Origin of the sequence: Halobacillus salinus, assembly GCF_004684905.1 — a bacterium.
GTDB classification, from domain to species: domain Bacteria; phylum Bacillota; class Bacilli; order Bacillales; family Halobacillaceae; genus Halobacillus; species Halobacillus salinus.
Genome location: NZ_SRJC01000006.1, coordinates 137,134 through 147,500, shown reverse-complemented (window position 1 = coordinate 147,500; position 10,367 = coordinate 137,134). Strand labels below are relative to the sequence as shown.

Here is a 10,367-nt window from a genome sequence, read left to right as displayed (position 1 = left end):
TTTTGTGACGGGATCGCTCGGGGATTCGAGAGCGGGGTTGCAATGTATATTTGATGAACGCGAGGAGACGGAAGATGTCCGTTACTTAGTAAACCGTCATCGTAGGCCTTCTCCACGTGTCACTTTTGCTGAGATGCTTCGTTCTTGTGAGAGAATCGCTTTGAATGATGTGAGTGACGGCATTGCGAATGAAGCGAATGAGATTGCAGAAGCTTCGGGCGTGGATGTAATCATTCGACAGGAGCGTATTCCTTGTTCAGGGGCAATCCAAGCTCTGTATCCTGATCAGTACCTTGAGTGGGGACTATCAGGAGGAGAAGACTTTGAGCTGCTTGGGACGGTTTCTAAAGAGGAATGGAGCTGTGTTGAAAAAGCTGCGAACGAGAGTGGGCTGAAGGTGACGGTGATCGGTAAGGTAGAGGAACGGAAAAAAGATCATCCGTATGTATATATACAGAAAGAAGACAAGCGTAATATCCTTGAGAAGACAGGCTATACGCATATGAAAAGAGGGTGAGTGGATGGCTGCTTATACATGGACAACGACTTCACCTGATGAAACGATGCAGTTTGCTGAGCGATTGGGTGAACAGCTTGAATCAGGCGATGTCTGTACGTTGGAAGGGGACCTTGGCGCGGGGAAGACGACGTTTACCAAGGGGCTCGGAAAAGGACTTGGAGTGAAACGTACAATCAACAGTCCGACGTTTACAATCATTAAGGAATACCAGGGAAGGGTTCCGTTCTATCACATGGACGTGTATCGTCTTGAGGATAGTGAAGAAGATTTGGGCTTTGATGAGTATTTTGAAGGCGAGGGTGTCTGTGTGGTCGAATGGGCGCACTTCATTGAATCATTCTTGCCGGAGGAGCGTTTGGCCATCCATATCGCTTATGAGAGTGATGTGGAGCGAACGATTACGCTTGAGACGAACTCAGAACATTTTGATGCAATTTGTAAGGAGCTTACGTCATGAATATTTTAGCAATTGATACATCTAACTACGTCATGGGTGTTGCGGTGGTGAAAGACGGTGTAGTGGCAGGTGAGTACGTTACTCATTTGAAGAAGAATCACTCTATCCGTCTGATGCCTGCGATCCACTCATTGATGGAGGAGACGGGGATATCCCCGGAAGAATTGGACCGCATTGCCGTAGCCCACGGACCGGGTTCTTATACAGGTGTCCGAATCGGGCTTACGACGGCAAAAACGATGGCCTGGTCGCTTGATATTCCAGTAGTCGGAGTATCGAGCCTTGAAGCCGTGGCAAGACAGGGAGCATTCTTTGACGGTTATGTTTGTCCGTTCTTTGATGCCCGGAGAGGACTTGTTTACACAGGTCTCTACAAAGAGAATATGGAACTTGAGAAACCTGAGAAAAATGTGTTGATGGAAGACTGGCTTAACGAGCTGAAGGACCTTGATCAGAAGGTGCTTTTCTTGAGTCAGGATATATCGGTACATGAAGAAATGATTCGTGAGGTTCTAGGGGATCGTGCTGTACTTCCAGCCTTTCCGTACCACTATGCAAGACCATCTCTGATTGCGTTTGCTGGGGCGGAGATGGAGGCGGGTTCTGTTCATGAACTCGTACCCAATTACTTACGCCTGCCAGAAGCCGAAGCCAAGTGGTTAGCGCAGCAGAAGGAGAACTAACATGGTCACTTTGCGCCGCATGAACATGGACGATATTCCACAGGTAATGGAGGTTGAACGTGCTTCTTATGCCACTCCATGGGAGGAAGGCATATTTAGGAAAGAAGTAGACGACAATCCATATGCGAACTATTTTGTTATTGAAAAGAATAAACAGTTGTTTGGATACTGCGGAGTATGGGTCATTGTTGATGAAGCGCAAGTCACCAATGTCGCAATCCATCCTGAACACCGCGGAAAGGGGCACGGAGAGCGCTTATTTCGTTATGCGTGTCAGGAAGCGATTGAAAAAGGGGCGATACAACTTTCGCTCGAAGTGAGAGTGTCAAATACAGCCGCCCAGCATTTGTACCGGAAATTCGGGCTTGTGCCGGGTGGCATACGTAAACGATACTACTGTGATAATGGAGAAGATGCATTAGTCATGTGGGTGGGATTAAAATGAGTAAAGACCAATATATATTAGCGATCGAAACGAGCTGTGATGAAACAGCTGTTGCCATTGTCAAAAATGAGCGCGAACTCGTCACGAACGTAGTCGCGTCCCAAATAGAAAGTCATAAGCGGTTTGGCGGTGTCGTACCGGAGATAGCATCGCGTCACCATATTGAGCAGATGACGATTACGCTTCAGGAAGCGCTGGATGAATCAGGTTTGAGCTTAGATGATATGGATGCCATTGCCGTAACGGAAGGTCCTGGTCTCGTCGGGGCACTGCTGGTCGGAGTCAACGCTGCGAAGTCCGTTGCATTTGCGAAACAGAAGCCGCTAGTCGGTGTGCATCACATTGCAGGACATATTTACGCAAACCGTTTGGAAAAAGAATTCGAATTTCCACTGCTAGCCCTCGTCGTATCAGGTGGGCATACGGAACTCGTGTTGATGCGGGAGCATGGCTCCTTCGAGATTATCGGAGAAACTCGTGATGACGCAGCAGGAGAAGCGTACGACAAGGTGGCTCGGACACTGAAGCTTCCATACCCAGGTGGACCGCACATTGACCGTTTAGCAGCGGAAGGGGAAGAGACAATCGATTTCCCTCGTGCCTGGTTGGAAGACGGTTCGTACGATTTCAGTTTCAGTGGGTTGAAATCATCGGTTATCAACACTTTACACAACGCGAAGCAAAAAGGTATTGAACATAAAGCTGAAGACGTTGCTGCAAGCTTCCAAGCGAGTGTTGTCGACGTGTTATCCACAAAGGCCGTCCGCGCTGCGGAAGAATACGGTGTGAAGCAAATGATCGTGGCAGGCGGAGTAGCAGCCAACCGTGGTTTACGTGCTGCTTTACAAGAAAAATTCGAAGCTGTGGATACAGAATTGCTGATTCCACCTATCCACTTGTGTACAGATAATGCTGCAATGATTGCCGTTGCAGGTGCTGTTGCCTACAACCAAGGTCACCGCGCGGGTTGGGACCTCAATGCCAACCCAGGGCTGGACTTGGAGCTTTACAGTAATCGAACAAAGTTATCAACAGAATAGTGGATAAAGACAAGCTCGGAGTTTGAAAACTCTGAGCTTTTTCACTTTTCAGAGCCGTGCTCATAGGGTTTTAGAAGGAAAAATTTTATAATTATCTATCCACAATGTATATTCATACAGTGGATAACCTGTGTAAAGGGTTTGTAAATAAGTGAAGTAAACGTTCTCATTTTTGTGGATAAGTCTGTTAGTAAATGTGGATAATGTGAATAAACCTGTTGAAAACCTTTGATTAGGGATTTCTAGTGTGGAAAAAGGTGTGGGTACTGAATCATGGTTCATACATCCTTATACATCGACTATTCACTTTTGGATGGATAATGGTTCTGTTACGAGGAAAGTGGACAGTGTGGTGGAAAACAGCTCGCGTTCCGCGGCGGACGCTGAGCTACCTCCGGCTGCGCCTCCGGGGATCTCACCGTTGTCCGTGCACCCCCGCAGGAGTCTCGCCGTTTTCCACCACACTGCATGATTGTTTGTGGGGACAGAACCGCGAGGAAAGAGGTTCTGTCTACTTATCGTAAAGGGGTTGGAGAAAAGGCGAGACTCCTACGGGAGAGTAGTACAGTGTGAGACCCCACAACGACCGTAAGGGAGAGAGGAGGCTCAGCGGACGCCCGTGGAAAGGGAGCCGTTTCACCAACACCGCTTCACCACACTTTAATGAACCGACTGTACTAATATAAAAAAAGACACCTCTAGTGAGGTGTCTTTATTCGTGGAGGCTTTCCCATTCTTCCATGAGCGCCTCTAACTCTTTATTCAGCTGTTCATTACTCTCGGTCAGTTCAAGCGAGCGTTCGTGGTCCTGGTAGATTTCAGGATCGCAAAGTAATTCGTCGTTCTCTTCGATCTGGGATTCGAGTTCTTCGATCCTTGCTTCAATCTCAGCAATACGACGGTTTCGCTTACGCTCTTCCCGCTTCGCTTCTTTATCCTGCTCGAAGCTGTTCTTCGTTGTCGGCTCTGATGATGCTGGTTCATTGGCAAGGCGTTCTGCTTCTTCGATCTGCTGTAGTTCGTATTCTTCTTGCTTTTTGCTCGCATAATAGTCGTAGTCACCGAGGAATTTGCGCGTTTCTCCCGGCAGCATCTCGACGATTTGCGTGGCGATTTTGTTGATAAAGTAACGGTCATGCGAGACGAAGAGCAGGGTACCTGGATAATTTACTAGTGCTGCTTCCAAGACTTCCTTACTGTCTAAGTCCAAGTGGTTGGTCGGCTCATCGAGGATGAGGAAGTTCGCCTGCTGCATCATCAATTTGGCAAGGGACAGGCGGGCTTTTTCGCCACCACTGAGTGCGGACACAGGCTTGAGCACGTCTTCGCCTGAGAACAGGAAGTTGCCGAGTACGGTGCGGATGTCTTTTTCATTTTTCATCGGATAGTCATCCCACAGCTCGTTCAATACGGTCTTCTTCGAGTTCAAGTTCGTCTGTTCTTGGTCGTAGTAGCCGATCTGCACGTTCGTACCGATCATTTTCGTCCCTTTCGATGCTTCCAAGTCATCAGTGATCGTCTTCAGAAGCGTCGTTTTCCCGACACCGTTCGGACCGACTAAGGCGATGGAGTCCGCGCGGTTGATGTCGAGTCGCAAGTTATCGAAAAGGTAGTCAGATGCGTTCGGGTAGCGGAACCCATAATCCTGAAGGCGCAACACGTCGTTGCCGCTCTTTTTTGCCACCTGAAAACTGAAGCTTGCCGATTTGTCGTCGTCTTTCGGCTTATCGAGTTTGTCCATTTTCTCGAGCTGTTTGCGGCGGCTCTGAGCGCGCTTACTCGTCGTTGCACGGACGATGTTCTTCGCAATGAAGTCTTCCATCTTCTCGATCTCTTTTTGCTGCTTCTCGTAGTGCTTCATTTCAACCTCGAAGTCGGCTTCCTTGCGCTTCAAGTAGTCGGTGTAGTTTCCGGTGTAGCGCTTGGACGATTGGAAGGCGATTTCGTAGACGGTATCAACGATCTTATCAAGGAAATAGCGGTCGTGCGAGACGATGACGACCGCGCCGTCGTAACCAGACAGATAGTTCTCTAGCCAAGACAATGTGTCGATGTCCAAGTGGTTGGTCGGCTCGTCTAATATCAGAACGTCCGGCTTAGTGAGGAGCAGTTTCCCGAGTGCCAGACGAGTCTTTTGACCACCACTGAGCGAGTTGATTGGGGTGCTCCAGTCGAAGTCGTGGAAATTCAGGCCGTTCAATACCGCTTTGATGTCGGCTTCATATTGATAGCCTCCCGCTGTTTTGAACGATTCCTGCTTGCGATCGTACTCGTTCAACAGCTGCTGATAGCGTGTAGGATCCTCCAGTAAATCAGGATCCGCCATTTTCGTTTCCATGGAGCGGATTTCTTTTTCCAACCCCTTGAGATGGTCGAACACCTTCTCCATCTCGTTCCAGATCGACTCGTCCGATTGAAGACCGGTATTCTGCGCCAAGTATCCGATCGACGTATCCTTCGGTTTGAAAATTTCACCCGAATCATAGCTCATCTCCCCAGCCATGATTTTCAACAACGTCGACTTTCCGGCACCGTTCCGTCCGACGATGGCGATCCGATCGTTTGTTTGTACTTCTAATTTAATATTCGATAAAATTAATTCAGCTCCGAATCGTTTTTCAAGCTGATTCAATTGCATGAGAATCATGTCGTTTCACCTCGATGTGACAAGTGTATCTCATATTTGAATGAGTGGGCAAGACTATGGGCTTACTATGTGAAACATTTAACGACTTCTTCCTAATTTTTTGATAGAATAGGGGTAATGCACCATTGGAAAGGAGTCGTGGTCATGTCAGATTTGACTCATATCAATGAGCAAGGACGGGCGCGGATGGTCGATATTTCAGGGAAGAATGAAACCGTGCGCACCGCGATTGCCAAGACAAGTGTGGAAGTGAACGAAGAGATCTATCATAAAGTGACCAACCAGGAGATGGCGAAGGGCGACGTATTGTCCGTCGCACAAGTCGCAGGCATCATGGCGGCGAAGAAAACATCCGACTGGATCCCGATGTGTCACCCGTTATCACTCTCAGGCGTCGACATCTCATTTGAATGGGAAGTCAGCGAAACATACATGCTTCATATTGAAGTCTTCGTCAAAACGAAGGGAAGCACTGGCGTAGAAATGGAAGCGCTCACGGCCGCATCAGCCACGGCACTGACCGTTTACGACATGTGCAAAGCCTTAGACAAAGGCATGGTCATCGGACCGACCCACTTAGTCGAGAAGACAGGTGGAAAAAGCGGAGATTACCGCAGATAAGGAGGGACAAGGCATGGATATAGAACAAACTAAGATACCGCAAGCGACAGCCAAACGATTGCCACTCTACTACCGGTTCATCAACAATCTCCACAGCCAAGGGAAGCTGCGCGTCTCATCGAAAGAGCTGAGTGAAGCGGTCAAAGTCGACTCAGCAACCATCCGCCGGGACTTTTCCTACTTCGGAGCCCTAGGGAAAAAAGGATACGGATACAACGTCGAGCACCTGCTCTCCTTTTTCCGTAAAACGCTCGACCAAGATGAGGTCACCGAAGTCGCGCTGATCGGAGTCGGAAACCTGGGAACAGCCTTTCTGAACTACAATTTCATGAAAAACAACAATACCCGCATCAAAATCGCCTTCGATGCTGACCAAAAACGCGTCGGCACCGAAGTCGGTGGCGTGGACGTCGAACATATCGACGACTTAGAGAAGAAGCTCGGCAACGTGTCCGTAGCGATTCTCACCGTACCATCATCCGCCGCTCAAGGCATGGCGGACCGGCTCGTTGAAGCAGGCATCTCCGCGATCCTCAACTTCACGCCTGCCCGAATCACCGTACCGTCGAGTGTACGCGTGCACCATATCGATCTGGCCGTTGAGTTACAAGCGCTCGTTTATTTCCTTAAGCATTATCCGCTGGAGGAAGCGGAAGAAGAGTGAGATGAGAGACAGCATACATGTTTGTATGCTGTTTTTTTGTGTTTGAGGGGTGTGTTGTATTTGCCTTTTTGGGGCTGTGGGGAGTTGGAATGGGGAGATAGAGTGTGTGTAGGTGACGTTTTGGGATGGTATTTCTTTTGAAAAGGCAGATAGAGTGCTTCTAGTTGCCATATTGAGCTATTAGGATTGGTGAAATGGCAGAGAGGAGGTGGCTCTCTGCCATTTTGAAGAGTGTTCGATGTGAAAAGGGCAGATAGAGCTTCTCTAGCTGCCGTTTCAAGCTTTGCCGAGTGAAGGAATGGCCGAGAGGAGGCGTCTTTCTTCCCTTTTGACTGATTGGAGAGGTTGAAAGGAAAGGTAGGATGTTCTGGCGAGGGCTAGTGGGGCTGTCTGCCATTTTGAAGAGTTTTCGGTGCGAAAAGGCCAGATAGAACTTCTCTAGCTGCCCTTCCGACTCAATTCATCTCTCGAAAAGTAAGAGAGACCGCCCCCAGCTGACGTTCTAAGCCTTGCCTATTAAAGAAAAGGCAGATAAAAGCCGTCTCTCTGCCCTTTCGACTCATTTAAAATATTGAAAGGGAAGAGATAACACTCCACACCCCAACTAAAAAAACAGCATGCCAGAAGCATGCTGTTTCCGATCATTCAATATTCTCTTTCCAACTCTTATCAATCAACATCTTCCCAGGCCACGTATAAGCCTGCAGCCCACCATCAGCCAGAATATCTTCACCCGTCACGAACGAGCTTTCATCCGACGCAAGGAATAGTGCAACAGACGCCATTTCTTCCGGAGATCCAAGTCGACCGAGTGGTGTCACCCATTTCTGAGCTTCACGGAAGTCTTGTCCTTCGTCTTCCTCCTTCGATCCGGCAAGTTTATCGATAAGCGGAGTTTCAATCGTACCCGGCGCAATTGAATTGGCGCGAATGCCGTAGCGACCGTAGTCGATGGCGAGTGCTTTCGTGAAGTTGATGACGCCGCCTTTTGCCGCGTTGTAACCGGAGCGGTCCAAGTCCGCCGCGCGTCCGGACATGGACGTCGTATTGATGATCGATCCGCCTTTGTCCATCATCAATGGAAGGAGAAATTTGCTGACAAGGAACGTCCCTCTAAGGTCGACCGCCAAGATTTTATCGAATAGCTCGATTGGATATTCGTGCACCTTGCCGCCTTCCTGGTCTACACCAGCATTGTTGAATAGTACATCCACTGTTTCGTATTGCTCTTTTAAGTAATTGGCAAACTCCTGAACTTGGTCGGCATCCGACACATCTAGTTCATATGCTTCCGCTTCTCCACCGAAGTCCTTCACTTCATCGACTGTCTTCTGCACTTCTTCCACGTTCACATCCGCACAAATGACTTTCGCGCCTTCTTTTGCAAAATGGTGAACTGTCGCAGCGCCGATTCCTGTGGCAGAACCTGTGATGACGGCAACTTTATTTTCTAATCTCATTTCTAACGCCTCCTTATGCCTAGCTAATACCCACGCGTTATCCGCCTATAAACCTGTGGAAAAAGGGGCAGCGTTTACATCGGAGGAGGGAAACCGTTACCAAGTCGCTTCAACGCAGTAATTAAGAAAAAACACACCGAAATCGGCTCTCTTCCGGTTAAACCACAGCCACGGTGGTATAGTAAAAGGTAGTCAAAACATGAGAGGAGGCGTCGAATTGTTTCAGAAAATCCCGAAAAAATGGCTCGTCGTAGTCTCGGTCTTATTCGGAACGTTCACTGTTATCTTAAACAATAGTATGCTAAACCCAATTCTCCCTCGCTTCATCCAAATCTTCGACGCCAACGCCGTCGCTGTCGGTTGGATCATCACCATCTTCATGATCGCTATGGGGATGACCATGCCCCTCACCGGTTATTTCGGCGACCGCTTCGGCAAGAAGAAAGTGTACATCACAGGACTAAGTATCTTCATCATCGGCTCTATATGCGGCTTCTTTTCGCAAAATTTGTCGATGGTTATCATATCGCGCGCCATCCAAGGGATCGCGGGCGGCCTGATGCTGCCAATCGCCATGGCGCTCATCTTCAACTCGTTCCCGCGCCATGAACGAGGGCTTGCCACAGGCGTCTACGGCATCGCGGCAATGGTTGCACCAGCCATCGGTCCGACTGTCGGAGGCGTGCTAATCCAATACGTAGACTGGCCATGGCTCTTTGCTCTGAACATCCCATTCGGCGTCACCGGTCTGATCCTATCCAGTCGCTTCTTGGAAAGAACAGAGACGGATCCAGAGAAAAGGTTCGATTACGGCGGCTTCGTCATCGTCACGCTCGGAATCGGAGCGGTCTTGTACGCACTCGGTCGGGGACGTACACCAGAGAAGCTGTTCGACACCTTGAATATCTCACTCGTTCTAGCTGGCCTGCTCATGCTCGTCGTGTTTGTCTTTTTTGAAAATCGACAAAAGGACCCGCTCCTGAACCTGAGCGTGTTCAAGGTACCGACGTACGCTGTCTCAATCGTATGTACATCCGCCGCATCAATCGGGTTGTTCTCCGGGATCTTTCTGCTGCCACTATTGATCCAGGAAGTGTACGGCATGAACGAAGTCTTAACCGGACTGCTCTTCCTGCCAGCCGCCGCAGCGAGTGGTATCTTCATGTCCATCGGAGGTAACATCCTGGATAAGAAAGGACCGAAATACGTCGTCCCGCCTGGTCTCTTGATCATGGCGTCATCCACGATTGGTCTCGGCTTCATCAAGCTGTCCACTCCGTACTGGCTGATCTTAATTCTGAACACGATCCGCGGCATGGGCATGGGGATGAGTAACATCCCAGCAACGACATCAGGCATGAACGCCATCGACGACAAGCTAGTCGCTCAAGGATCTGCGATGAACAACATCATCCGCCAAATCTCCTCTTCACTCGGAATCGTCTTTTTCTCTATCTATTATGAAACGAGACGTGCTCAGCTTGAGATGGGCGCAGGACTTGAAGTGGATGCGGCCAAGCTGCAGACGATCAACGAAGCGTTTCTAGTATCTGCAGCCGTACTGCTGATTGCGTTTCCGATTTCGTTTATTTTGAAAGGTGTACAGGATGATAAATAAAGCACAGGAATGAAGGTTCCTGTGCTTTTTCGACGTTTCGGGGAGGATGGGGCGTCCTAACGTCGTATATGATGTTCCTTTTCGACGCTTCTATCTGAAAAAGAGGACGCAACGTCGATCAATCCCTCCAAATAAGACGTTTCCAAGCCTACAGAGACAGGCACCGTCGAATTACCGCCCGCAATTCGACGTTATAGCCAACCGTCTCCCTT

The 10,367-nt window shown here is 49.0% G+C and carries 10 protein-coding genes (1 of these 10 running past the window's edge); 8 read left to right on the top strand and 2 right to left on the bottom strand.

Annotation, left to right across the window (positions count from 1 at the left end; all coding sequences use genetic code 11):
- The 5 genes in view from thiL to tsaD are tightly spaced (at most 4 nt apart) and all read left to right on the top strand, a layout consistent with a single transcriptional unit that may run on beyond the window.
- A protein-coding gene (gene thiL, locus E4663_RS17015; RefSeq protein ID WP_135328521.1) for a thiamine-phosphate kinase crosses the window boundary here: on the top strand, positions 1-517 show its 3' portion. Its footprint begins 461 nt before the window's first position; the window shows 517 of its 978 coding nt (coding positions 462-978); its start codon lies beyond the left edge, outside the window; the stop codon is at positions 515-517.
- 4 nt (positions 518-521) lie between these two features.
- Positions 522-977: a tRNA (adenosine(37)-N6)-threonylcarbamoyltransferase complex ATPase subunit type 1 TsaE gene (gene tsaE / locus E4663_RS17010; RefSeq protein WP_135328520.1), complete on the top strand. Its 456-nt coding sequence runs from the start codon at positions 522-524 to the stop codon at positions 975-977.
- Positions 974-1,660, top strand: a complete 687-nt coding sequence (gene tsaB, locus E4663_RS17005; protein ID WP_135328519.1) for a tRNA (adenosine(37)-N6)-threonylcarbamoyltransferase complex dimerization subunit type 1 TsaB — start codon at positions 974-976, stop codon at positions 1,658-1,660. Before tsaE ends, tsaB begins: the two co-directional genes overlap by 4 nt.
- A 1-nt stretch (position 1,661) precedes the next feature.
- The gene (gene rimI / locus E4663_RS17000; RefSeq protein ID WP_135328518.1) at positions 1,662-2,105 is read left to right on the top strand and encodes a ribosomal protein S18-alanine N-acetyltransferase; all 444 of its coding nucleotides are present in this window, start codon (positions 1,662-1,664) and stop codon (positions 2,103-2,105) included.
- The gene (gene tsaD / locus E4663_RS16995) at positions 2,102-3,145 is read left to right on the top strand and encodes a tRNA (adenosine(37)-N6)-threonylcarbamoyltransferase complex transferase subunit TsaD (protein WP_135328517.1); all 1,044 of its coding nucleotides are present in this window, start codon (positions 2,102-2,104) and stop codon (positions 3,143-3,145) included. The genes rimI and tsaD overlap by 4 nt, the downstream gene beginning before the upstream one ends.
- A gap of 712 nt (positions 3,146-3,857) precedes the next feature.
- Here tsaD and E4663_RS16990 read toward each other — a convergent pair.
- The gene (locus E4663_RS16990; RefSeq protein WP_135328516.1) at positions 3,858-5,792 is read right to left on the bottom strand and encodes an ABC-F family ATP-binding cassette domain-containing protein; all 1,935 of its coding nucleotides are present in this window, start codon (positions 5,790-5,792) and stop codon (positions 3,858-3,860) included.
- Between the two features lie 144 nt (positions 5,793-5,936).
- Here E4663_RS16990 and moaC point away from each other — a divergent pair, with 144 nt between their 5' ends.
- Together moaC and E4663_RS16980 are read left to right on the top strand one after the other, a co-directional pair.
- Entirely contained in the window at positions 5,937-6,413 is a 477-nt protein-coding gene (gene moaC, locus E4663_RS16985) for a cyclic pyranopterin monophosphate synthase MoaC (protein ID WP_079478500.1), read from the top strand.
- Between the two features lie 13 nt (positions 6,414-6,426).
- A complete protein-coding gene (locus E4663_RS16980; protein WP_135328515.1) occupies positions 6,427-7,077 on the top strand; it encodes a redox-sensing transcriptional repressor Rex in 651 nt (216 codons plus the stop codon).
- Between the two features lie 641 nt (positions 7,078-7,718).
- On the opposite strand, the gene E4663_RS16975 is transcribed toward E4663_RS16980, so the two are convergent.
- Entirely contained in the window at positions 7,719-8,537 is an 819-nt protein-coding gene (locus E4663_RS16975) for an SDR family oxidoreductase (RefSeq protein WP_135328514.1), read from the bottom strand.
- A gap of 217 nt (positions 8,538-8,754) precedes the next feature.
- Between E4663_RS16975 and E4663_RS16970 the strand changes: the two genes are divergently transcribed.
- Complete coding sequence (locus E4663_RS16970) at positions 8,755-10,155, top strand: MDR family MFS transporter (protein WP_241657233.1); 1,401 nt, start codon at positions 8,755-8,757, stop codon at positions 10,153-10,155.
- Positions 10,156-10,367 lie beyond the last annotated feature (212 nt).